Here is a 22,156-nt window from a genome sequence, read left to right as displayed (position 1 = left end):
CGCGGGCAGGCACCGCGACGGCATAACAAAGGGGCAGAGCCTCAAGATGAATGGGACAGTAACGGCCAGAATCGTGCGCGGACGCGCGCGGGCCGACAAGGTGCAGGCGGCAGTCAGCAAGCCCGGCTTCTTTGAACGCCCCAACGGCGTTCTGGGGCTGGTATTGGCGTCGACTGTGATGACGTCGGCCTGCGGCTATGTCGTCTATTCCAATGCGCTTGATGCTCACCGCGTTGATCTGGCGCGGGAGGTTGCAAGCGCCCCGTCCCCGAATATCCAGCCCGATCGCGCCTATCCGCTGCCTGAGGTTTTCGACACAACCGTTTCGGTCGCCATCGATATGGGCCCGCGCACGCGCACCGCACCGGGGTTGGAACCAGCGGACGCGCCCGTCGTGGCCGCAGCCAACCCATCCGGCCCCGCGCCTTACACAATTGTCGAAGGCCGCCCGGCTGTTGAGCCTTTGCCACGCCCATCGCAGGGCCCCGATATCCTGACCGTCGCGCGCAATATCACCATCGCCCGCGCCCGAACCTTCCCGGAGCCTGTGGCGCGCCCGAATGGCACCACCACTCCGGCCTGGCCGGACCAGGAAACCGGCCCGCAGACGTCCGAGCTTTTGGCCGCGGCCAGCCCGCGCCCCTCACTCCGCCCTGAGGATCTCGTGACGCGGGTCGCCGCACGCCCCGATGACCTTGAAATCGAAGTCGCCCGTGGCGAAGTCGGTGAAATCCCGCGCGGCAGCCTCTTTGGTGGCAGTGCCGGGGAATGTTCCCCCCGCCTCGCACGTGAGATGCCGCGCCGCCCGGGCTCCGCCTCTGGCGGATCAGCGGTGATGGCCGCAGTTGGCAACGGGTCCGGCTCGGGCCGCGACAACCGGCTGGTGCAAGAAGCGCTGAACGGCAACATGCCGACCTACATGCGCAATCTTCACCCCGTGACGTTTGATGGAACGGTGGGCGGACGCTCGATCACCGTGACGATCTGCGTGACGCCTGATTACCTCGCCATCGGGTCAGACAGTGATCATGTGCGCGTGCCGCTTGGTCTGCCTGCGGCCCTGCGCGTGGCTGACGCCTTTGACATGATGCTGCCGACCACCTCGATGGTGGATGCGATCTACCGGCAGGCCGATGTTCGTGTGGCCCCGTCGCCGATGACGCCGGGCTCGTCCATGTCCTCGACCAGCTATTTCGTCACTCACGACCAAACCATCGACGCGCAATTCGCCCGCGCAGGCGCGCAGCAGGGCATGTTGGTCGCGGGTCACAAGAAAGACCTCGTGATCGCGAACCGCCTGTCGCGCAATCCCGGACGGGTGGCGATCTATGGATGGCACCGCACGAACGGCAACGCGATCCAGCCGCTGTCGACCGTGCACGGCGAATATTACGCGGACTATTCGCATGGTATCCGGCTCGTCAGCCGCACAGCCTATGTAAACGGCGAAGCGGTCGATCTGCGCGAATTGCTGACGGATGAGCGCTATGCCGGTTTCCTGAATTCCGACGGCGCGCTGACCGGCGCAACGGTCCGGCTCGCCTCTCTTTGATCAACTCGGGCCTGTAAACCGCGGTATGCCCCCTTTCGCGACATGCGTTCCGCTGAACGCATCGCGATCCGGGCCCGGAAACTGCGTTCAGTTGAGCGGGTTTTGCGCGAGATTTGCGTTCACCTGAGCGGAGATGCGTTCACCAGAACGGGGTTTGCCACCAAAGAAAAGGCGCGTCCGGTCGGCGCGCCTTTCCCTTTGCAACATTTCGCCGCCGTTCAGTTCACGTCGCGGAAGCACCTGAACCCGAGGTGATAGTTCCGGTGGCTCCCCTCGCTCATCACGCGGGTGCCGTGCCAGAACGGGCGCGCCAGCGCGCCCAATGCTCATGCGCGCGGATCGTGTCCCAAATGAACCACGACCCCTTCATCTCGGTCACGCCAAGGGTCGTGGACCCGGCAGACGCCATCTGATCTTCGGCCAGCGGCAGGTTCATATGCTCAGCCGCATTGCCGTCGATGTCATAGACACCCAAGGGCGACTGGCACGACGGGAAGCTGCCCGCCGGGTAAGTATTCGATCCACACCCCTGAAAACTGCCGCCGTTGCACGAGGCATTCTTGAAAGACCCCGTCGCGCAGACGCCCGACTGCCAGGCGCCGATCGAGTATGTGCCGGACGTGCTGGCATACTGGTTGTTGTGCCAGTTCCGCATCGTGTTGACCGCTGCCGACAGGCCCATGCCACGGATCATGTCGAACGGGTAATCGGGCGGCAGCAATTGGCCCGCCGCGGCCCCCTCCCATTCATGGGCATCGCCGATCCGCCCGCCTTCCGCTGCGCACAGCTGCGCCGCTTCGATCGCACGGACCCAGACAACGGGGTAAACCATTGGAATGTTTGGATATTCAAACATATCCGCACACACCGTCGCGTCACGCGGCGACTGCGTCTGGGGATCATAAAGCGGCACCATATACGGCCCACCACAGATGCGTTCATATTCGCGGTTGCGGTAGCTTGCCTGCACCTGCTCCACCGTGCCGCCAAGGCGTGCAGCGGCCTCTTCCGGCGTCAGCGGGTGCTGTGTGACGGCAGGGTTGCCCTGCCCCATCCAGCCATTGGGCGATCCCGCAAAGATCTCGCGCACGCGATTGATCTCGGAATTCGAAAGCCCGCGGATCTCCTGCAATTGCTGGAACAAAAGCTCATTGCGCTCCCCCAGCGATTGGGCGTCGGCCGCGCCGCCGGTCAGTGCAAGTGCAAGCGCCGCGCAAGCGGCCTTTAAGGTCGTTTGAAGTGCCATCACTGCCTCCGCAAAAGATAAAAGAAATCACGGTTGTCTGGTGCGCCGATGAAGCGCGCGATGCGGCCATTGTCCGGGTCCGCTTCCGCCATGCCAGAGACGAGATGCTGCCACTGCATCTCTTCCTCGCCCTCTTCGTCGTGGACGTAGAGCGCCATGTAGGTGTGCTCCTGCGAATTCATGTCGAGCAGCATGGCATAGTCGCACTGGTACGCCTGGAATGTGCGTGCCATGGCCGACGGCGTGGCGGAGGAGAAATAGGCATAAATCAAGAATTGGCGCCCCTCCACGGTGCGCATGCACGCCCCGCCCCGCAAGGTACGCAAAGTCGCATTCGCATCCCCCGACCAATTGCCGCCACCCCATGAGGTCACGCGGGGGCCCGGTACGCCGTCCTCGATGATGGGTACGCCGTTTTGCCGCGCAAAGACCAGATCGGACAAAAGCGCGTCATCCTCTTCCGACCAGGTGCGCATATCGACCTCACCGTCTTGCGTCAGGTACATCGTGGCAAGGTTCGGCCAGAGGCGAGATATCAACACACCATTCTGCATGAAGCCGTAATGGTGGCCGTAGTTGAAGGTCGCGTAGTCGCCAAAGCGCCACGCGCCATGGTCCCGTTTGAACCCGCCGGTAAAGGTTGCCGCGACGCGCTCGACAAAGGCCGGGCTCAGCATGCCCGTGCGCACCAGTGGATCAGGCCGGTCAAAACCATCCGGTCCACGGCCCTGGCCGTGCCTGTTGGAGGGGCGCGACGACCAGCCAAGGCGTGGATGTTCGGTGCCCAATTCATAACCGATCTCAAAGCGCGCCATGTCGAACGCAACCAGATAGACGTCAGCACGCCGCTCGATGCTATCCAACCCGTTGGCGCCTGAGACCTGGAAAACCTCGTTCGCGATCATCGACGGCTGCATGACGGACGCGTAGATGCCAGGGCTGTTTTCAACCTCGTACCAAGAACCGGCCGTCATCGCGCCCGCGTCGGTCCCGCTCAGCTCAAAACCCATATAGGGGCGCATGTTCGGAGTGCTGTCGAGCAGGGCAGTCCCCAGAAGTTCGACACCATCGATTTCCTCGACTTCCTCTTCCCCTTCGGAGGACACCATGAATGCATCTTCAAAGAAGGCGCCCTTGATCAAATTCACAATGGATTCGCCAAAAACGATATTGTCGCGCAGGAATTCAGCAACTGCTTCGCGGGTCGTGCGGTTTCCGCTGACCGGATTGCGAACAAAAAGGCTCCAATCGCAAACGGGTGCAAATGGCAATGCGCTTGTTTGCGCCTCTTCCAATTCGCCATCGTCCCACGGGGCGCAGGCAAAACTATCCCCTTCACCTTCAATCAACAGGGTCGGACCATCCTCGTCAATCAGCGAGATGTCCCAGGTATCAGGCGCCCCATTCTCAAAATGTGCGAAGCGTGAGCGCCCGCCCTCTGGCGCGATTTCGAGCACAAACCAAGAGTTCACCTGCGGGTTCAGCGACGTCAGCGTGTATGTCGTTCCGTCCTCACCCGTCAGTGTCTGGGCGTTGCGGAAGGGCTGCATCGCGAAGATGGTGCCGGGAACGTTCTGGTTTAGTTGGGCAAGTTGTTCATCAACGATACTTTGATCTGGCAAATCAATGCCTTGCGCCAGGGTCGCGCTGGCGGCGAAAAGCGCCGCGTTGGTCGTGAAAAACAGTGCAGAAAGGCTTTTGGGCAGCAAGGGTCAAGCTCCGGTCAAAAATACAGATAACACGCGCTCAAAAATGCGAGCGGGCAGAAGCGTGCAGGCCCTAGTCTTGCAGCAATCAAACATGTGACGCAACGGCACAAAAGATAGTTTTGACCACCATAAACGGGACGCGCGCCGGTCGAGAGGCAGCGCAAGGGCCCGCCGTTGACGGGGCGGTTTTCTGCGAATTTTCTGGCGCACCCAATATTCGTGTATACATTAACCAACAATTAACCGCCTAATGGGTTATCGTTGTGGGCGGTATGCGTCGTGTGGGTTGGCGCCATTACCTGAAAACTCTTGGGGGAATTGGGGGAGTTGCCATGGGCAACAGAATCAGGGGTGTGTTGAATAATCATCCTATTGCGCCTCAGGCAGAGGCGCGCCGGGTGACACGCACCGAAAAATCGGAACAGGAAACCGTCAGCGGATTTCTGGGCCAATTGCAGTCTGCACTTGCAGCCGTGGACCTTCAAAAAGCGCGAAATCTTGTCGCCGATGAAGAGGGGCGCCTGCACGAGTTGGACCAGACCGAGGCCATCGAAGCGCGCGCGCAGGTCGCCGCAGCCAAGGCACGAATTGCTGTCAAAGCGGGTGACGGGGCTGCAGCGCATGCCATCTTGCTCGCCGCGATCGAGACCAACCCGGGCAACCGCGCCTTGCGTGTCTTGATGTCGGAAGTCATGCTTGCGACTGGCCGCGCCACAGATGTTCGACCGGTCCTAAAACATATTGGCCGAATTGGTGATCACGGACCGCAGGATGACCTAGGCGGGGTGTTGGCGGACGGTCCCGCGAAGGACTCGGTCTAGGCCTGTGGGTTCGGGCGCGCGCTAAAAGAAGCTGACGATCGCATCGTCAGAGCGGCTTTCGTTCGGCCGCAAAAGAGCACGTATCGCTTCTAGTTCCACGCCTATGATGAGATCATCGATTGGCAGGGTGAGACGTGGGCCCGCAGCGGAACCCGCTGCATTTTCACACAGGACCGAGAGTGCATCTAAGCTTTGAGAAAGCCTGTCGATTTCCTGGACTTCGATCGGAACATCAAGGTTCTCAGCCATGGCACCGATCTGGCTGTCCAAATTCTTCGCCAGCCTTGCCTGACGCGAAAGCTCGCCTGAAACGGCTTCGAACAAAGCTTCCAGCGGCACCTCTCCCGGACGCAGAAGACCGCTCATAAAGGGCCCACAACGCGTTCGATGCAGGCGCGAAGCGCCGTTGGTGAGAACGGCTTCTTGAGGAAATTGTTCATACCAAGCTGCGTCCCTCGGTCCACGATCTCTGGATCCGTAGTGCCCGTTATCAAGATGAACCCGATGCGAGAGAAACTTTCGTGTTTTCGCAAGACCTCAAGCAGTTGGAGACCATCCATGCCAGGCATGTTGTAGTCGGAGATCACCATATGAACCGGCGAGGCGGATAGCTTTTGCAGCGCGGTCTGACCGTCTGCACAATGGTCGATGGTTGCAACTCCCATCCATTCAAGGGCTTGGATAATTAGCCCTCGTGACGTGGACATATCGTCCACGACGAGAACGCGAAGCATGTCTTTAGTGCTCATGAAATTCACCCTTTCAGGAGATGCGTCGGTATTGGGTGACACCGCTGGATTTCAACTGTTCGGAACCGGGGCCCGTCACCCGTTCCGAGTGACCGATCATCAAAGGCGCGCCGGGCCGAAGTGCCGTAGCAAATCTGGGCCAAAGCGATGCTTGCGTCTGCGCAGAGAAATAGATGACGACGTTCCGGCAGAAGATTGCATCAAACTGGCCCTGCATCGGCCACGGGTCGACCAAGTTCAACTGAGCAAACTGGACGAGGGATCGAACCTCAGGACAAACCTCAAACATGTTGGGTTCGTCCGCGCATGGCCTGGTGTATTTTTGAAGTAAAGGGTGCTCGATCTGATCATAAAGACTGGACGAATACCTCGCGCTGCGCGCGCGTTGCAAAACATCGGCGTCGATATCGGTCCCGAGGATCTTAACATCCAGGTCATCGGATGGAGGAAGTGCATCGCGCACGACCATTGCCATTGAGTAGGCCTCTTCTCCGCTTGAACAGCCAGCGGACCACATCCGAATTCTCGGTGATTGTGCGATGCGGGTGAGAAGGACCTCTTTCAACGCATCGAAGTGGTGCAACTCTCGGAAAAAGCGCGTCACGTTTGTCGTGAGGGACGTGATCATGTGCTGCAGTTCGTCTGCGCCGTCCGGTCCATTCAGAAGGTCGCGGTATGCATCGAACCCGGAGAGTCCCAATCGCTTGAGGTGTCTGGACAACCGGGATGCAGCGATCCGGCGTTTTCCGTTCGACAACACAATTCCCGTCCGGTCCTCAAGAAACCCCGCCAGCTTCGCAAACGCTGCGTCACCAGCGAGACCGGGGTCTCGCGAGCGTTCGATTGACGGGTCGCCCATCATCATGCAGCCACCGGGTTGGAGCGTTCGACGACAGAGTTCAGATCAAGCCGGCGCAACGTGCGCTCTTCCAGAAGGACAACGCCGGAAACAAACCCTCGAACCTTGCCCGAAACCATCTCAGGCACGGGATGCACAGCGTCGTCGTCCACAGACAAAATGTCTGAAACCATGTCGGCGAGCAGGCCGATTGTCTGGCCGTCTACGACAGCGACGATAATTACGTGGCGATCACATGGATCGGTGCGCCCAAGCCCCAAACGATCAGAGAGATCGATCACGGGAACAACGGCTCCACGTAAATTGATCACGCCCTTCACGAAACTGTCGGCATGCGGAAGTGTGGTCGTTTCTGTCCAGCCGCGGATTTCACGGACCGACATGATATCGAAACAGAAATCCTGCTCTGCAACGCGAAAAGCAACCATTTCGAGCGTGGATTGATCTTCGGGGGATTCAGATTGTTTCAAGTGCGCCTCCCTCGGAATGGGCTGTCTGCGCCATCAACGCGCTGGCCGGGGAGATATCTGTCGCGCCCCTCGCGATGCCCTCGGGGTCAACAATCAAGGCAATCCGCCCGTCTCCCAGAATGGTTGCGGCCGCAATCCCTTCGATTTTACAATAGTTTGTCTCAAGGCTTTTGATCACGACCTGGCGTTGATCATGCAAGGCGTCGACGACCAAAGCGCACTGCTTGTTGGCGGTGGTTTCGACCACCAAGAGGACCCGGTCCCTGAGGTCGCTTGCTTCGGCGCGAAACCCGAATTTGACGCCCAGATCAACGACCGGCATCAAACAGCCGCGGATCGAGAGCATCTTTTCCCCAAGCCCGATGGAATGGGTCGTGGCACTGGTGGCGTAGAGTGTTTCCTTGATGGCGCTAATCGGAACAACCATGGTCTGACCGGCGATGTCGACAACCATGCCTTCCTGAACGGCGAGTGTTAGCGGGAGACTGATTGTAAATGTTGAGCCAAATCCAGCCTCGGACGAGACGGACATGCGCCCGCCAAGCGCTTCGATTTCGCTGCGCACAACATCGAGTCCGACCCCTCGACCAGACAATTCTGACACCTCTTGCTTCGAGGAAAAGCCCGGCAGGAACAAAAGCGCGTCGATTTCGGGCGGCGTCAGGTGGTCGTCCGGGGCGATCAATCCTTTTTCTTCTGCGACTTGCCGCACACGATCACGATTTATGCCTGCGCCGTCATCCGTGATTTCGATCACAACGCGGCCAGATCTGTGGGCGGCGGTCAGCTGTATCATACCTTCGGGTGACTTACCTGCAGCGATCCGGTCTTCTTGCGTTTCCAGGCCGTGATCGACTGAATTGCGAACCATATGGGTAAGCGGGTCGACCAACCGTTCCAAAACCGTCTTGTCGATCTCGGCCCCCTCTCCTTCCATCACCAGTCTGACGGTTTTCCCGGTGCTCGCAGCGGCGTCGCGAATTGTTCGCGCCATGCGCTGAAAAAGCGGTTTGACCGGTTGCGCCCGAATGGCCATGACGCTTTCCTGGATCTCGCTGGCCAGATGTTTCAGACCTTCAAGTTCCAGCAAGACGGCATTGTCGTTCGCAACTTGCTGTTGTCCGATTTTCTGCGACAACGCGGCCTCTTTGATCACCAGTTCGCCGACCAAGTTGATGAGCTTGTCCACCTTTTCGAAATCTACCCGAATGGTTTGGGAGGCAGATCCGCCCGCTGTTGTGGCAGCCTTTGGGGGCGCGCTCGGCGCAATATCGCGATCGTCGGGCGCAATCGGAGCCTCCTGGCCCGCGTGCGGTCCTGTGGAACCCGCATCCTTGGGGGCGTCGCAAACGTGCCGAGATCAGCACGGGTCAGGGGCTGGATCTCAACCACAGCGCAATCCATGACGAATTCGAAGACCTCCAAGAGGACGTCCTCGGATTCGGAGGTTTCCACATCGATGGTCCATTGCATGCAACACACCATTGGATCGAGGCGATCCAAGGACGGCACAGTGGAAAGATCTGCGGTGGTTTTCACAGGGCCAAACCGTTCAAGCGCTCGAATGAGAGGCAATGGCTCATTGCCGCTCGTGAACAGCTCGGATGCGGCATTGAAGGTGATGCGCCAACCGTGCTGCGTGTCCGCCGCCGGGGCGGTTAGGGGCGCAATTTCCAATGCCAATGGTACAAAGCCTGCGTCATCATCCGATGTCTGCGCGGCGGTCGATGGGACCAAATCGATCTGAGTGGCGCCCTCCAATCGCTGCAGCAGGAGGGCCCCCGCCTCGCTATTTCCATCGGTGCCATTTCGGGCGGCAGAGACAAGATCAGACAGATGGTCGCCGCATTGCTGAAAGAGCAGATACAGCTCGGCATCTGGCTGTACTTTCCCGGAGCGAAGTTGGTCGAGAACGGTTTCAAACCGGTGGGCAAATGCGACCAACTCGTTCAGGTCAAAGGCACCCGCGCCGCCTTTGATCGAATGCACCGCGCGAAAGACGGTGTGGATCGTTTCCACATCTTCGCGCCCATCAATCATCAGGCTGAAGCCGTCCTGCATCGCCTCAAGCAATTCACTGCACTCTTCAAAGAAGGAGTCGCGGAATTCGTCACTTACTGCAAAGGTCATTGGGAGGCCGCCGTGTTTGTGACCCGCTCAATCGCCCAGACCAGTTTAGCTGCGTCAAAGGGCTTCACGATCCATCCCGTGGCACCGGCATCCCGAGCCTTTGCGCGGAATTCTGGCGCGCTTTCGGTCGTCAATACGAGGATTGGCACGATGCGCGCCCTCTCCAAGCGTCTCGCGCCTTCGATAAAGTCAAACCCGTTCAGCCTAGGCATGTTGATATCGGTGATGACAACGTCCGGATCGGTTGCAGAAAAGCGATCGAGTCCAGCCTGTCCGTCTTCTGCAAAGTCTACGGAATATCCAGCCCGGCCAAGGGCGGCCCCGAGCAAGTTACGCATGGTTTTGGAATCGTCGATGGCGAGAACGGATAGGCTCACGTACCGCCCCCCGAGCCTGCCTCATTGGCCCCAAGATCGGTTAGTGCGATGCCAAGGGTGCGAGCGTCGTGCCGGAACGCATCACTGAACGCTGAAAGCGAAAAGCCGTGCCCATCGTGTTTCCATTGCCGGCGCGCGGCGACAATCACCTGAAGGCCGAGCGCGCCGATATGGTTTGTCTTGCTCGCGTTGACGGATACATCAGTGCCGCGAAGCGCCGCAAACTCTGCGGCCAATGCGGGTGCTGCGGCAGTGCCCACATTTTTCCCCAAGGCGATGGTATTCCCCAAAACGCGGCCTTCCCAAGTTGATCTGTAGTCAGCAGAGCAGCGCACCTGCCTGAACAATTGAACTGGTGGAATGGGCATAGGGCATGGAGAATGAAGGCCCGGTTAACATGGGATAGCTTGATGCGTTTGGCCGTCACGATCGGTGAGGCAAAGAACGCGCCTTCGCTGGTTCGTCCCTCTTGCGTTTGAAGCGTTGCTTGTGCACAGGAAGGCCAAGCCACGTTGTCTCGGATCGTGAAACGCCTAAAAAATGTGCTCTGGACCTATCCATTTCGAGGGTCTGGCCCTACCGAAAACGAGACTTCTAGGCTCAATAACGCGCAATTGCGGACCCACGGGGAGTCCGCTCTCGGGAGATTCGCCATGAAAATGACCACCGAAGAAGCCTTCGTCAAAACGTTGCAGCGCCACGGCATCGAGCATGCCTTTGGCATTATCGGCTCAGCCATGATGCCGATCTCTGATATTTTCCCGGATGCTGGCATCAAGTTCTGGGACTGCGCCCATGAAGGTTCAGCAGGCATGATGTCGGACGGCTACACGCGCGCCACCGGCAAGATGTCGATGATGATCGCGCAAAACGGTCCTGGCATCACCAACTTCGTGACCGCCGTGAAAACTGCCTACTGGAACCACACGCCGCTTCTGCTGGTCACCCCTCAGGCGGCAAACAAGACCATCGGTCAGGGCGGCTTCCAGGAAGTCGAGCAGATGAAACTGTTCGAAGACATGGTCTCCTACCAGGAAGAGGTCCGTGACCCGACCCGCGTGGCCGAGGTTCTGACCCGCGTCATCAGCCAGGCCAAGCGCCTGTCCGGCCCTGCGCAAATCAACATCCCGCGCGACTTCTGGACCCAGGTCGTGGATATCGAGATCCCCGATCCGATCGAATTCGAAGCCTCCCCCGGTGGCACCAACTCTGTCGCCGAAGCGGCGGCCCTGCTGTCATCGGCCAAAAACCCCGTCATCCTGAACGGTGCAGGCGTGGTTCTGTCGTCGGGCGGTATCGAGGCATCCAAAGCCCTGGCCGAACGTCTGACCGCGCCGGTCTGTGTGGGCTACCAGCACAACGATGCGTTCCCGGGCAACCACCCGCTGTTCGCAGGTCCCTTGGGTTACAACGGCTCCAAGGCTGGGATGCAGCTTATTAAGGAAGCGGACGTTGTTCTGTGCCTTGGCACGCGTCTGAACCCGTTCTCGACCCTGCCCGGCTATGGCATTGAGTATTGGCCCGCCGACGCCAAGATCATCCAGGTCGACATCAACCCTGACCGCATCGGCCTGACCAAGAAGGTTACCGTCGGCATTGTAGGCGACGCCGCCAAGGTTGCCACCGGCATCCTGGCACAACTGGCGGATGATGCAGGTGATGCGGGCCGCGAGGCGCGCAAGAACCACATCGCTCAGACCAAATCCGCTTGGGCGCAAGAGCTGTCCTCCATGACGGAAGAGCAAGACGATCCGGGCACCGATTGGAACGTGCGCGCCCGCGCCGCCAAACCCGATTGGATGAGCCCCCGTATGGCGTGGCGCGCCATTCAGGCCGCCCTGCCCGTTGAGGCGATCATTTCGTCCGACATCGGCAACAACTGCGCCATCGGTAACGCCTATCCGTCGTTCAACGAAGGCCGGAAGTATCTGGCGCCCGGCCTGTTCGGTCCCTGTGGCTACGGCCTGCCTGCTATCGTTGGCGCAAAAATCGGCCAGCCGGACGTCCCGGTTGTCGGTTTCGCAGGTGATGGCGCCTTCGGCATCGCGGTGAACGAGTTGACGGCCATTGGCCGTGGAGACTGGCCTGCAATCACGCAGATCGTCTTCCGCAACTACCAGTGGGGTGCGGAAAAGCGGAACTCCACCCTGTGGTTCGACGACAACTTCGTGGGCACAGAGCTGGACGAAGACGTGTCCTACTCCGGCATCGCGGACGCATGCGGTCTGAAGGGTGTGGTGGCCCGCACCCAGGAGGAGCTGACCGCAGCCCTTGATCAGGCGATCAAGGATCAGATGGAAAACGGCATCACCACGTTGATCGAAGCCATGATCAACCAGGAGCTTGGTGATCCGTTCCGCCGCGACGCGATGAAGAAGCCCGTCGCCGTGGCTGGTATCAGCAAAGAGGACATGGTTCCTCAGCAGGTCGCTTAAGATGAGCGCGGCGGCAGGTGATCCGCTTGCCGCCATCGCCGCCCGTGCGGCGGCGGACAAGAAGCACATTGTGCTGAGCGAAGGCGATGATCCGCGCGTGCAAGACGCCGCGCGGATTGCCGTTGAACAGGGTCTGGCCGATGTCACGATCCTGGGCCCGACCGAGGTGCAGGTGACCATTGCGCCGGGCGTGTCGGTCCTGAACCCCGAAAACTCTCCCCATCACGACAGCTTCGTTGCGCGCCTTGTTGAGTTACGTGGCCACAAGGGCATGACATCTGAAAAAGCCGCAGACGCCGTACGCGATCCGCTGATTTTTGCAGCACTCATGGTGCATGAAGGATTGGCAGACGGAACCGTCAGTGGCTGCGTGCGAACGACATCGGACGTCGTTCGCGCAGCCCTTCAGGTGATCGGCAAGGCCAAGTCGGCGCCGCTGGTGTCGAGTTTCTTCCTGATGACCCTACCGTCCGACCACCCCGCAGGGCCGCGCGGCATGGTGTTTTCCGATTGCGGCCTTGTCATTGATCCCAGCACCGAAGAATTGGCAGGAATTGCGCAGCAAGCGGCCGGTTCGGCCGAGGCACTTCTGGGAGAGCCGGCGAAGGTCGCCATGCTATCCTTCTCGACCATGGGCAGTGCACGCCATGCAGCTGTGACGAAAGTCACAGACGCATTGGCCCTGGCGAAAGCCGCAGCGCCTGACCTCGCGATTGATGGAGAGCTGCAATTCGACGCGGCGTTCGTGCCTTCGGTGGCAGCTCGCAAAGCCGAAGGCTCCAGCGTGGCAGGGGCAGCCAACGTGTTTGTGTTCCCAAACCTCGATGCAGGCAATATCGGCTACAAGATCGCGCAGCGTGTCGGCGGGGCGACTGCAATCGGCCCGGTTTTGCAGGGCCTTGCGAAGCCCGCCAATGACCTGAGCCGCGGGGCAACCGCCCAGGACATCGTGGACATCATCGCCGTCACTGCCGTTCAGGCGCAAGCGCGGGGCTGACGCCGCCGTCACACCCTGTGCAAGGGCTGATCGCACGGCTTGGAGATCGCGGGCTTGGGACGCGTTCAATCGCGGTCAACGATAGAGCCAACGCCCCTTTAGGTGGCCTTAATCAACGTCGCTTCTGGCCCTACTCCGACTCTCTGAGTGGAGCGATTTTCGCGCATCGTATTCGCGCGCCAAAAGCGCGCCCTTTGGGAGGGAACACCCCATGGCTTATGACGCTGCTAACAACTCGCTCGAAGCACACTGGATGCCGTTTTCGGACAATCGCGGTTTCAAGGAAGATCCGCGCCTCGTCGTCCGGGCTGAGGGCGTGCACCTTTATGACCATAAGGGCGGTCAGCTGATCGACGGCTCGTCTGGTCTGTTCTGCTCACCCGCGGGGCATTGCCATCCGAAGATTGCTGAGGCCGTCGCCAAGCAGATGACGGAATACACCTACGTCATGCCCTTCCAGGCAGGTCACCCCGGCTCCTTCGCGCTGGCCGAGAAGATCAGCCGCATGTTGCCCGAGAAGATGAACCATGTGTTCTTCACCAACTCCGGCTCTGAAAGCGTCGACACGGCGATGAAGATCGTCATGGCGTACTGGAACGCGCGCGGTGAAAGCCGCCCTCGGTTTGTGTCCCGTGAACGCGCTTATCATGGCGTGAACATCGGCGGTGTGTCCCTGTCGGGCATGGTAAAGAACCGCGACATCTTCCACGCGACGGTCCCGGGCGTGATGATGCTGCGCCACACCTACGACCCGTCTGAGAAGTTCATCCCCGGCGGCCATTCCGAGCACAATGGCGAAGAGCTGGCCAACGACCTGGAGCGGATGGCCCAGACCTATGGCGGCGGCAACATCGCGGCGGTCTTCGTTGAACCCGTTGCAGGCTCCACCGGCGCCCTGCCCCCGCCAAAGGGTTACCTCGAGCGTCTGCGCGCAATCTGTGACCAGTACGGAATTCTGCTGGTCTTTGATGAGGTCATCACCGGCTTTCGGCCGCATGGGCACGGCATTTGCGGCGCAGCGCTACGGCGTGGAGCCCGACATCATCACGATGGCCAAGGCGCTCACCAACGGCTCCATCCCCATGGGTGCCGTCGCTTGCCGCGATGACATTTATGAAACCGTGGTCGGTTCCTCCAAGCGCGGTCTCACCGAGTTCTTCCACGGCTACACCTATTCGGGCCACCCCGCCGCCTGCGCGGCTGGCAATGCGATGATGGACATCATCGTGGAAGAAGATCTGATCCAGCGGTCCGCCGATCTGATCCCCTATTTCGAAGCCGCCTTGATGGATGGGTTGAAGGATCACGAGCTGATCAACGATATCCGCGTTGCAGGCTTGATGGCTGGCGTCGAAGTTCATGCAGATGGCGGGCCGGGTATGCGCGGGACCGAGCTTCAGAAGCGCATGTTCTGGCAGGGCCTGTCGGTGAAGTTCACCGGCGACAATGCAATCATCGCGCCGCAATTCATCGCGACACGCGAAAATGTCGACGAGATCGTGGACCGCTTCCGCGCCACGCTTGACGATATGCGCGACAACGGCTGATCTGATCCGGGCGGGCTTTGCGAAAGGCCCGCCCGGTTTTCATCTTAACTCTTCGACCGGGTTCCTCACATGTCCAAAGTCCCTTCCCACGCGCGCGTTGTCATCGTCGGTGGCGGTGTTGCTGGTTGTTCTGTTGCCTATCACCTGACCAAGTTGGGCTGGACGGATGTGGTCCTGTTGGAACGCAAGCGGCTGACCTCGGGCACGACATGGCATGCGGCGGGTCTTATCGCGCAGCTGCGGGCGACGAAGAACATGACGCGCCTGGCGAAGTATAGCCAGGAGCTCTACGGCAATCTTGAGGCTGAAACGGGTGTTGCTACGGGCTTCCGCCGTTGCGGCTCCATCACGATGGCTTTGACAGAGCACCGGGCCGAGGAAATCCGGCGCCAAGCCTCCATGGCGCGCTCGTTCGGGGTTGAGGTTGAAGAAATCGACGCAGCCGAAGTTCTCAAACACTACCCGCATGTGAACACGGATGGCATGACGGCAGCCGTGTGGCTGCCGCTCGACGGGCAAGGCGACCCGGCCAACATCGCGCTTTCCATGGCCAAAGGTGCGCGGATGGGCGGCGCGAAGGTGCTGGAAAACGTGAAGGTCACGGGCGTCAGCTCAAGCGGACGGCAAGGTCACTGGCGTCTCGTGGGAAGCAGACGGCGAGGCTGGCGAAATCCAGGCTGATATGGTCGTCAATTGCGCAGGCATGTGGGCACGTGATTTCGGCGCCATGGCGGGCGTGAACGTGCCGCTGCAAGCGTGTGAGCATTTCTACATCGTGACGGAGAATATCGAGGGCCTGAAACAGCTTCCGGTTTTGCGCGTCCCCGACGAATGCGCCTATTACAAGGAAGATGCCGGCAAGATGCTACTTGGCGCGTTCGAGCCCAAGGCTAAGCCGTGGGGGCCGATCCCAGAGGATTTCGAATTCGACCAACTGCCAGAGGATTTCGACCATTTCGAGCCGATCCTTGAAGCCGCGTGCGAGCGTTTGCCGATGTTGGCAGAGGCTGGCATCCATACCTTCTTCAACGGCCCTGAAAGCTTCACGCCGGATGATGCCTACCACCTGGGACCCGCACCGGAATTGGAAGGATACTGGGTCTGCGCAGGCTTCAACTCCATCGGTATTCAGTCCGCCGGTGGGGCCGGTTGGGCGTTGGCGGAATGGATGGAAAATGGCATCCCGCCCTTCGACATCGGCGATGTGGACATCCGCCGGATGCAGCCGTTCCAGAAGAACCGCCGTTACCTGAAAGAACGCGCGTCCGAGACGCTTGGCCTGCTCTACGCAGACCACTACCCCTACCGCCAGAAGGCCACGGCGCGGAGCGTGCGCCGCTCGCCCCTGCATGAACATTTGAAAGCCAACAATGCCGTTTTCGGTGAATTGGCTGGGTGGGAACGGGCCAATTGGTTCGCCAACCCGGGTCAGGACGCGGAATATGTCTATGACTGGAAAGGCCAGAACTGGTTCTGGAATCAGCGCCAGGAACATGACGCGGTGCGCAATACAGTGGGCATGTACGACATGTCCTCGTTCGGCAAGATCCGCGTGGATGGGCCCGATGCCGAGGCGTTCCTGAACCGCATGGCGGGCGGCAACATGTCGGTTCCCGTTGGCAAGATCGTCTACACGCAGTTCCTGAACGAGCGTGCCGGGATCGAGGCCGATGTCACCATCACGCGCCTCGCCCACGACAGCTACTTCATCGTTACCCCGGCCGCGATGCTGATCCGCGACATGGCATGGCTCAAGGCGCACAAGCGTGATGAAGTGGTGATCATCTCGGACGCGACCGCATCTGAAGCGGTGATCTGCGTGATGGGGCCGAATGCCCGTGCGCTTATGCAATCGGTCAGCCCCCATGATTGGTCAAACGAGGCCTTCCCGTTTGGCGTGGCACAAACGGTGGAAATCGGCCTTGGCCTCGCCCGCGCGCACCGCGTGACTTACGTGGGTGAACTGGGGTGGGAGCTTTACGTCTCTGCCGATCAAGCTGCCCATGTGTTCGAGACATTGCACGAGGCCGGGGTGGATCACGGGCTGCGCCTGTGTGGCCTTCACATGATGGACTCCGCGCGCATCGAAAAGGCGTTCCGCCATTTCGGCCACGACATCACCGGCGAAGATCACGTTCTGGAAGCGGGCCTGGGCTTTGCCGTTAGCAAGCAGAAGAACAACTTCATCGGCGCGGACGCCGTGGCGCGAAAGCGCGATGAAGGGCTGCAAATGCGCATGGTGCAGTTCAAGCTGACCGACCCGGAGGCGATGCTGTTCCACGCCGAACCAATCGTGCGGAACGGAGAGGTCGTGAGCTACATCACCTCGGGCAATTACGGGCACACGCTGGGTGGCGCCATTGGCCTGGGCTACGTCCCCTGCCCCGGTGAAAAGCCCGACGAGGTGCTGGCCTCAACCTATGAGATCGAGGTTGCCGGAACGCGCGTCTTGGCAGAGGCGAGCCTCAAGCCGATGTACGACCCGAAATCCGAGCGCGCGCGCGCCTGAGCGCGGCCACACGAGGGGCAGCCAGCCCGCTATTCCTGCGCCCTGATCGCTTCGGCGATCAGGGACACACCCTCTTCGATCAGAGCCGTTTCGATCGTCGCGAACCCAAGCCGCAGGCGGTTTAGCGGCGGCGCGGGATCTGCGTAGAAGGCAGACCCAGCCTCAACCAATACCGACTTTTCGCGCAAAGCGGCCACGACTTCCGTGTCGATCATTCCGTCTGGGCCCTTCAGCCACAGCGTCGTCCCGCCGGTCACGCGATCCAAGGCCGGCATCAACCCTTTGGCCAGCAAAGCCTCTCGCAGCACCTCATTGCGGCGTGCCATCCGCATCCGCATTCGGCGCGAATGGCTGTTGTAGTGCCCCTCTGACAAGAAGTAGGCGACGGTCTTTTGCGTCAACCCGGGCAGGTGTCGCCCGCTCAGCGTCCGGATGGCGCGGGCATGTTCGACCAAGGCTGTATCCGCCGTGAGGTAGCCCAAGCGCAGCCCCGGAAATATGGATTTTGAGAAGCTGCCAACGTAAACAACACGCCCCCTGCGATCCAGTGATTTCAGGGCTGGCAGGGCCGGCGACGCATAGGCCATTTCGTAGTCATAATCGTCCTCGATCACCACGAAGTCGTCTTGTTCAGCCCGGTCCAACAGCTCTTTGCGTCTGGCCATGGACATGGTTGCCCCGGTCGGCGCCTGATGGGACGGGGTGGTGAAGACCGCTTGCACGCCAGGCGGAATGTCACTGACCCGCATTCCGTCTTGATCCACGGGGATCGGATATATCGGTCAAGCCTTGCTGATGCAGCAGATTGCGCATCTCGGGGTATCCGGGGTCCTCTATCGCGACAACACCTTCGCGTTTGGGAAACAGTACCTGAACCGTCAGCCACAACGCGTTCTGGGCACCAGCCGTGACCAACACTTCGTCAACGGATGCGGCCACGCCCCGTCCCGAAACCGACCGCCGAACGATCTGTTCAAGCAGGAAAGGATCGTCTCGGTCCCGCGCGTCAAACGCGATCTGCTCAAAATGGCGCTTTCCAAGCGCGCGCCGCACGCAGTCGCGCCAATCGTCCACGGGGAAGCGCGCCACGTCGGGCTCGCCAAAGATGAACGGGTATTTGAAACGGCGCCAATCCGGCGGATTGGCCTGTGCACCCAGGGCGGCTGGCGGGTCACCCAACCGCGTGGCCCAGTCCATCTGCTCTACCGTGCCGTTGGCGGCCGTGCCGACCGTTTCAATGCGGGTCGGGGCATCGGGCGCTACAAAATACCCTGATCGCGCAACGGAAATGATGTAGCCGGTCGCGAGCAAGCTGTCATAGGCAAGGCTGACCGTGATCCGGCTGATACCAAGGTGCTTGGCCAGCGCGCGCGTGGCCGGCAACCGATCGCCCGGAGCAAACCTTCCGTCCCAGATCGCCCGCGTGATGGCGTCTTTCAACCTGGTCTGTAGACCCACATTCGCGTCTTCGGACAGAAAGATATGATGTTCGGAGATGATGGCCATGGTCGCTCATACACATTGATAAGGCCAGAATGGACCGCATTCTGCAGAACAACAAGGCCAAGACCGATGCCGGGGTTGCAGTTTCGACTGCTGCATGATGCGGTGCCGCTTGCACGAAAGGAGCATCCGAGATGTCGCAATACAGCCCCTTGTCCAACACGCCCGGCCCAATCGTGGCCGACCTTCGCTCGGATACCGTCACAAAGCCGTGCGCGGCCATGCGCGCCGCCATGGCGGAGGCGAAAGTGGGCGATGACGTGTACGGCGAGGACCCGCTGATCAATCGGTTGGAGGCCGGCCTTGCGGAACGTCTTGGAAAGGAGGCCGGGCTTTTTGTGCCATCGGGAACGCAATCAAACCTGCTGGGTATGCTTGCGCATTGCGGCCGTGGCGAAGAAGTGATCTCCGGCGAAAGCTACCATGTTATCCGGTATGAGGCTGCGGGTGCCTCCGTACTTGGCGGTGTGGCGCTCCATGCGCTGCCGGTGTCAGACGATGGCGGGCTGGACGCGGACGCGATCTTGGGTGCCGTGAAGGAGGATGACAGCCATCACCCGATCTCTCGCCTTCTGTCATTGGAAAACACGAACTATGGACGGGCTGTTCCGCTGCACCGGATCAAGGAGGCCGCGGCGACCGGGCGCTTCGCAGGATTGTCGACCCATCTGGACGGCGCACGGTTCTTTAACGCGATCACGGCGCTTGGATGCGCTGAGACCGATCTTGCCGATCCGTTCGACACAGTGTCCGTCTGCCTGTCCAAAGGATTGGGCGCCCCGGTCGGGTCCGTGCTTGTTGGCCCCAAGGACCTGATCGCGAAAGCCCGTCGCATGCGGAAGATGCTTGGCGGTGGCATGCGTCAGGCCGGCATATTGGCCGCCGCAGCCCTGTTCGCGCTGGAACGGAACGTGGCCAGATTGACCGAAGATCACCAACGGGCCGACGCGCTGGCTTCCCATTTGCGTAACCTCGACATCGGGGCCGTTAGCCAGGCCACCAACATGGTTTTCCTGACCCCAAGGGATGGCGTCAGCCTTACCGGTCTTTCTGCAGCCGGCATCGCCATGTCGGCGCCGGAACCTGCATGCCGGATGGTGCTGCACCGAGACATCGACGATGTCGCCTTTTCGCATGTTTTGCGGGCGTTTGATGCGCTCGCCGCAAACTCCAGAGCCGCGTGATGCGGGTTCTTATCACGGGCGGGGGCGGCATGATCGGTGCACGTTTGGCGGCCAAGCTTGCGCAAACGGGGGAAATCGGCGGCGCAGGCGTGTCAGAGCTGGTGCTGGCTGATCTGGTCGAACCAAAAGCGCCGGACGCCCCGTTTCCGACAAGGACCATTGCCGCCGATCTTGGCACCGAGCCTGGGCGCGCGGCCTGTCTTGAGCACAACCCTGATCTGATCTTCAACCTTGCTGCGGTCGTCTCGGGCGCGGCTGAGGCCGATTTTGATCTCGGCTATCGGGTGAACCTTGATGCCACCGCCGCCTTTCTGAATGACATCAGGAATTTGGGAACCGCTCCTAAAGTCGTTGCAACCTCCTCGGTTGCAGCATTTGGGGGCGATTTGCCCGACGTCGTTCCCGACACCCACTGCCTTACACCACAGAATTCCTACGGCACGCAAAAGGCGATGGCAGAGCTTCTGCTGGCGGATCACACACGGCGTGGACACCTGGATGGGCGCTGCGTGCGCTTGCCCACAATCACTGTCCGGCCCGGGCGCCCGAACGCGGCGGCATCCAGTTTCATATCGGGGATCATCCGGGAGCCTCTGGCTGGTGAGGAGGCCGACCTGCCCGTCGATGGCGCAATGAAGGTCTGGATCGCATCACCCGACTGTGCCGTTGAAACGCTGCTTCATGCCGCAAGCCTGCCCGCTGGCGCGCTGGGGCCCGGCGCTGTCGTCTCCGGGCGCGGCATAAGCGTTTCCGTGCAAGAGATGCTGGATGCTTTGGAACGTGCGGCCGGGCCTGAGGTTCGCGCACGGGTCAGGCCGAACCCAGACCCAATCATCGCCCGCATTGTCGGGGGATGGCCCAAGGCGTTCGCCTGCCTCCTGGCAAGTGACCTTGGGTTTCCAGTCGATGACAGTATCGACGCGATTATCGCAATGCATATTCGGGATATGGGCGCCGCGAGCTAGCGGCCTCGCCTAGGCGATAAGGGTCAGGGACCACCCGACCCGAACACCGTGTCCACCAGGTATGGTAGGGACAGTCCAAGGGCCACGACAACCCCAATCAGGATTGCCCACTTCAACCCGTTGAAGACGCGTTGGAGGATTTGTTCGACGGCGAACCACGTGAACAGGCCAAGCCCAAAGGCGACTGTGCCCGGAAGCTCATTGACGCCCGATCCGATACTGACGACCCAATCAACGAGTGTCTGCACAAGAGTTCCAAAATCCATGGCCCCCGATGCCGTGTTTTGCGCGCCGGGTCCAGTGCCTGTTTCCCGCACCTTTTCCGCTACCCAGATCAAGGGCTGGCCTGTAAACATCCCGCAACAAATGATCTGAGGCGCCATGACCCGCGAAAGCCACCTTCGAGAACAAATCTGCTTGCTGGCGAAATCCATGTTTGATCGCGGCCTGACCGGCGGGTCCACTGGCAATATCTCGGCCCGGACAGAGGATGGAGGGCTGCTGGTCAGCCCGACCGGAACCAGTTTCGGACGGCTCGATCCGGGCCGGCTCAGCCGGTTTGACGCGAACGGTCTTCTTGTTGGCGGGGATCAACCGACCAAAGAGATGCCGCTTCATCAGGCCTTCTACGACACACGAAGCACCGCAGGCGCGGTCGTGCATCTGCACGCCTGCCATTCCGTTGCCTTGTCGATGATGCCGGATGCGGATGCGGATAACTTTCTGCCACCGCTGTCGCCTTACGGGATCATGAAGCTGGGAAAGGTCAAATTGCTTCCCTTCTTTTTGCCGGGCGATCCAGCGATGGGTGAGGCCGTTAGGGGGCTCGCCGGAAAGCGCAGTGCCGTCATGCTCGCCAATCACGGACCTGTGGTCGCGGGCAAGGACGTTGAAGCCGCCTGCAACGCCATTGAAGAGCTGGAAGATACGGCGCGTCTGGCGATGATGACACGCGGCATGAACCCGCGTGGTCTGAGTGAGGCGGAGGTTCAGGGCTTGGTGACCAAATTCGATATTGAATGGGTGGATTGAGCCGGACGCCTATTGGTCAGGCCCCTTCTTTTCGTTCGAAGATCTGCATCCCGTTGGGATGGAATTAACAC

At 60.5% G+C, this 22,156-nt stretch carries 23 protein-coding genes and 1 pseudogene; 11 read left to right on the top strand and 13 right to left on the bottom strand.

All coding sequences use genetic code 11. The features are described 5' to 3' along the window. Positions 1-73 precede the first annotated feature (73 nt). Positions 74-1,552: a hypothetical protein gene (locus tag ACZ1HK_RS21810; protein ID WP_472630457.1), complete on the top strand. Its 1,479-nt coding sequence runs from the start codon at positions 74-76 to the stop codon at positions 1,550-1,552. Positions 1,553-1,832: 280 nt separating this feature from the next. Here the strand turns inward: ACZ1HK_RS21810 and ACZ1HK_RS21805 are convergent, their stop codons facing one another. Then, positions 1,833-2,798: an SUMF1/EgtB/PvdO family nonheme iron enzyme gene (locus ACZ1HK_RS21805; RefSeq protein WP_472630456.1), complete on the bottom strand. Its 966-nt coding sequence runs from the start codon at positions 2,796-2,798 to the stop codon at positions 1,833-1,835. Then, positions 2,798-4,507, bottom strand: coding sequence for a hypothetical protein (locus tag ACZ1HK_RS21800; protein ID WP_472630455.1), 1,710 nt, complete (start codon positions 4,505-4,507; stop codon positions 2,798-2,800). Before ACZ1HK_RS21800 ends, ACZ1HK_RS21805 begins: the two co-directional genes overlap by 1 nt. A gap of 398 nt (positions 4,508-4,905) precedes the next feature. Between ACZ1HK_RS21800 and ACZ1HK_RS21795 the strand changes: the two genes are divergently transcribed. Beyond that, complete coding sequence (locus ACZ1HK_RS21795) at positions 4,906-5,328, top strand: tetratricopeptide repeat protein (RefSeq protein WP_472630454.1); 423 nt, start codon at positions 4,906-4,908, stop codon at positions 5,326-5,328. A gap of 21 nt (positions 5,329-5,349) precedes the next feature. Here the strand turns inward: ACZ1HK_RS21795 and ACZ1HK_RS21790 are convergent, their stop codons facing one another. The 8 genes from ACZ1HK_RS21790 to ACZ1HK_RS21755 are packed head-to-tail and all read right to left on the bottom strand — an operon-like array spanning position 5,350 to position 10,203. Beyond that, positions 5,350-5,694 carry a hypothetical protein gene (locus tag ACZ1HK_RS21790; RefSeq protein WP_472630453.1) on the bottom strand — a complete coding sequence of 115 codons (345 nt, stop codon included), beginning with the start codon at positions 5,692-5,694 and terminating at the stop codon, positions 5,350-5,352. Further along, positions 5,691-6,077, bottom strand: coding sequence for a response regulator (locus ACZ1HK_RS21785; RefSeq protein ID WP_472630452.1), 387 nt, complete (start codon positions 6,075-6,077; stop codon positions 5,691-5,693). Before ACZ1HK_RS21785 ends, ACZ1HK_RS21790 begins: the two co-directional genes overlap by 4 nt. A 13-nt stretch (positions 6,078-6,090) precedes the next feature. Continuing rightward, positions 6,091-6,942 (bottom strand): CheR family methyltransferase, encoded by an 852-nt coding sequence (locus tag ACZ1HK_RS21780; protein ID WP_472630451.1) that lies wholly within the window; start codon positions 6,940-6,942, stop codon positions 6,091-6,093. After that, on the bottom strand, positions 6,939-7,406 hold the full coding sequence (locus ACZ1HK_RS21775; RefSeq protein WP_472630450.1) for a chemotaxis protein CheW: 468 nt from the start codon (positions 7,404-7,406) through the stop codon (positions 6,939-6,941). Before ACZ1HK_RS21775 ends, ACZ1HK_RS21780 begins: the two co-directional genes overlap by 4 nt. Then, entirely contained in the window at positions 7,393-8,595 is a 1,203-nt protein-coding gene (locus tag ACZ1HK_RS21770; protein ID WP_472630449.1) for a chemotaxis protein CheA, read from the bottom strand. The genes ACZ1HK_RS21775 and ACZ1HK_RS21770 overlap by 14 nt, the downstream gene beginning before the upstream one ends. An 11-nt stretch (positions 8,596-8,606) precedes the next feature. After that, positions 8,607-9,536: an Hpt domain-containing protein gene (locus tag ACZ1HK_RS21765; protein ID WP_472630448.1), complete on the bottom strand. Its 930-nt coding sequence runs from the start codon at positions 9,534-9,536 to the stop codon at positions 8,607-8,609. Then, positions 9,533-9,913: a response regulator gene (locus ACZ1HK_RS21760; RefSeq protein WP_472630447.1), complete on the bottom strand. Its 381-nt coding sequence runs from the start codon at positions 9,911-9,913 to the stop codon at positions 9,533-9,535. The genes ACZ1HK_RS21765 and ACZ1HK_RS21760 overlap by 4 nt, the downstream gene beginning before the upstream one ends. Next, positions 9,910-10,203: an STAS domain-containing protein gene (locus ACZ1HK_RS21755; protein WP_472630446.1), complete on the bottom strand. Its 294-nt coding sequence runs from the start codon at positions 10,201-10,203 to the stop codon at positions 9,910-9,912. The genes ACZ1HK_RS21760 and ACZ1HK_RS21755 overlap by 4 nt, the downstream gene beginning before the upstream one ends. A 363-nt stretch (positions 10,204-10,566) precedes the next feature. Between ACZ1HK_RS21755 and xsc the strand changes: the two genes are divergently transcribed. The 6 genes and pseudogenes from xsc (at position 10,567) to ACZ1HK_RS21725 (ending at position 17,401) form a co-directional block, all read left to right on the top strand. After that, positions 10,567-12,348 carry a sulfoacetaldehyde acetyltransferase gene (gene xsc, locus ACZ1HK_RS21750; protein WP_472630445.1) on the top strand — a complete coding sequence of 594 codons (1,782 nt, stop codon included), beginning with the start codon at positions 10,567-10,569 and terminating at the stop codon, positions 12,346-12,348. Position 12,349: 1 nt separating this feature from the next. Next, positions 12,350-13,345 (top strand): phosphate acetyltransferase, encoded by a 996-nt coding sequence (gene pta / locus ACZ1HK_RS21745; protein ID WP_472630444.1) that lies wholly within the window; start codon positions 12,350-12,352, stop codon positions 13,343-13,345. A 211-nt stretch (positions 13,346-13,556) separates the two neighbouring features. Continuing rightward, on the top strand, positions 13,557-14,453 hold the full coding sequence (locus tag ACZ1HK_RS21740; protein WP_472630443.1) for an aminotransferase class III-fold pyridoxal phosphate-dependent enzyme: 897 nt from the start codon (positions 13,557-13,559) through the stop codon (positions 14,451-14,453). Then, positions 14,341-14,892, top strand: a complete 552-nt coding sequence (locus ACZ1HK_RS21735) for an aminotransferase class III-fold pyridoxal phosphate-dependent enzyme (RefSeq protein WP_472630442.1) — start codon at positions 14,341-14,343, stop codon at positions 14,890-14,892. The genes ACZ1HK_RS21740 and ACZ1HK_RS21735 overlap by 113 nt, the downstream gene beginning before the upstream one ends. Before the next feature lie 69 nt (positions 14,893-14,961). Continuing rightward, positions 14,962-16,000 (top strand): annotated as a pseudogene (locus tag ACZ1HK_RS21730) (NAD(P)/FAD-dependent oxidoreductase); the annotation flags it as partial. Positions 16,001-16,060: 60 nt separating this feature from the next. Next, positions 16,061-17,401 (top strand): glycine cleavage T C-terminal barrel domain-containing protein, encoded by a 1,341-nt coding sequence (locus tag ACZ1HK_RS21725; protein ID WP_472630913.1) that lies wholly within the window; start codon positions 16,061-16,063, stop codon positions 17,399-17,401. Between the two features lie 29 nt (positions 17,402-17,430). Here ACZ1HK_RS21725 and ACZ1HK_RS21720 read toward each other — a convergent pair whose 3' ends face one another. Both ACZ1HK_RS21720 and ACZ1HK_RS21715 read right to left on the bottom strand, forming a co-directional pair. Continuing rightward, entirely contained in the window at positions 17,431-18,150 is a 720-nt protein-coding gene (locus ACZ1HK_RS21720) for an aminotransferase-like domain-containing protein (protein ID WP_472630441.1), read from the bottom strand. Then, the gene (locus ACZ1HK_RS21715; RefSeq protein ID WP_472630440.1) at positions 18,137-18,907 is read right to left on the bottom strand and encodes a GntR family transcriptional regulator; all 771 of its coding nucleotides are present in this window, start codon (positions 18,905-18,907) and stop codon (positions 18,137-18,139) included. The genes ACZ1HK_RS21720 and ACZ1HK_RS21715 overlap by 14 nt, the downstream gene beginning before the upstream one ends. 131 nt (positions 18,908-19,038) lie before the next feature. On the opposite strand from ACZ1HK_RS21715, the gene ltaE reads away from it, so the two are divergent. Beyond that, on the top strand, positions 19,039-20,088 hold the full coding sequence (ltaE, locus tag ACZ1HK_RS21710) for a low-specificity L-threonine aldolase (RefSeq protein ID WP_472630439.1): 1,050 nt from the start codon (positions 19,039-19,041) through the stop codon (positions 20,086-20,088). Continuing rightward, on the top strand, positions 20,088-21,053 hold the full coding sequence (denD, locus tag ACZ1HK_RS21705) for a D-erythronate dehydrogenase (protein ID WP_472630438.1): 966 nt from the start codon (positions 20,088-20,090) through the stop codon (positions 21,051-21,053). The genes ltaE and denD overlap by 1 nt, the downstream gene beginning before the upstream one ends. A gap of 23 nt (positions 21,054-21,076) precedes the next feature. Here denD and ACZ1HK_RS21700 read toward each other — a convergent pair whose 3' ends face one another. Next, on the bottom strand, positions 21,077-21,391 hold the full coding sequence (locus ACZ1HK_RS21700) for a hypothetical protein (RefSeq protein ID WP_472630437.1): 315 nt from the start codon (positions 21,389-21,391) through the stop codon (positions 21,077-21,079). 43 nt (positions 21,392-21,434) lie between these two features. Here ACZ1HK_RS21700 and otnC point away from each other — a divergent pair, with 43 nt between their 5' ends. Beyond that, positions 21,435-22,085, top strand: coding sequence for a 3-oxo-tetronate 4-phosphate decarboxylase (gene otnC / locus ACZ1HK_RS21695; RefSeq protein WP_472630436.1), 651 nt, complete (start codon positions 21,435-21,437; stop codon positions 22,083-22,085). Positions 22,086-22,156: the final 71 nt, after the last annotated feature.

The organism is Gymnodinialimonas sp. JB5-7, assembly GCF_055693405.1.
The sequence above is the reverse complement of the archived record's forward strand: the minus strand, read 5'-3'. Positions and strand labels throughout refer to the sequence as shown.

Excerpts from the sequence above, each read along its gene's own strand:
- pta (WP_472630444.1), top strand. The coding sequence starts at position 12,350 with ATGAGCGCGGCGGCAGGTGATCCGCTTGCCGCCATCGCCGCCCGTGCG.
- ACZ1HK_RS21715 (WP_472630440.1), bottom strand. The coding sequence starts at position 18,907 with ATGGCCATCATCTCCGAACATCATATCTTTCTGTCCGAAGACGCGAAT.
- ACZ1HK_RS21720 (WP_472630441.1), bottom strand. The coding sequence starts at position 18,150 with ATGCGGGTCAGTGACATTCCGCCTGGCGTGCAAGCGGTCTTCACCACC.
- ACZ1HK_RS21790 (WP_472630453.1), bottom strand. The coding sequence starts at position 5,694 with ATGAGCGGTCTTCTGCGTCCGGGAGAGGTGCCGCTGGAAGCTTTGTTC.
- ACZ1HK_RS21785 (WP_472630452.1), bottom strand. The coding sequence starts at position 6,077 with ATGAGCACTAAAGACATGCTTCGCGTTCTCGTCGTGGACGATATGTCC.
- ACZ1HK_RS21740 (WP_472630443.1), top strand. The coding sequence starts at position 13,557 with ATGGCTTATGACGCTGCTAACAACTCGCTCGAAGCACACTGGATGCCG.
- ACZ1HK_RS21725 (WP_472630913.1), top strand. The coding sequence starts at position 16,061 with ATGGAAAATGGCATCCCGCCCTTCGACATCGGCGATGTGGACATCCGC.
- otnC (WP_472630436.1), top strand. The coding sequence starts at position 21,435 with ATGACCCGCGAAAGCCACCTTCGAGAACAAATCTGCTTGCTGGCGAAA.
- ltaE (WP_472630439.1), top strand. The coding sequence starts at position 19,039 with ATGTCGCAATACAGCCCCTTGTCCAACACGCCCGGCCCAATCGTGGCC.
- ACZ1HK_RS21780 (WP_472630451.1), bottom strand. The coding sequence starts at position 6,942 with ATGATGATGGGCGACCCGTCAATCGAACGCTCGCGAGACCCCGGTCTC.
- ACZ1HK_RS21735 (WP_472630442.1), top strand. The coding sequence starts at position 14,341 with ATGGGCACGGCATTTGCGGCGCAGCGCTACGGCGTGGAGCCCGACATC.
- ACZ1HK_RS21765 (WP_472630448.1), bottom strand. The coding sequence starts at position 9,536 with ATGACCTTTGCAGTAAGTGACGAATTCCGCGACTCCTTCTTTGAAGAG.
- denD (WP_472630438.1), top strand. The coding sequence starts at position 20,088 with ATGCGGGTTCTTATCACGGGCGGGGGCGGCATGATCGGTGCACGTTTG.
- xsc (WP_472630445.1), top strand. The coding sequence starts at position 10,567 with ATGAAAATGACCACCGAAGAAGCCTTCGTCAAAACGTTGCAGCGCCAC.
- ACZ1HK_RS21805 (WP_472630456.1), bottom strand. The coding sequence starts at position 2,798 with ATGGCACTTCAAACGACCTTAAAGGCCGCTTGCGCGGCGCTTGCACTT.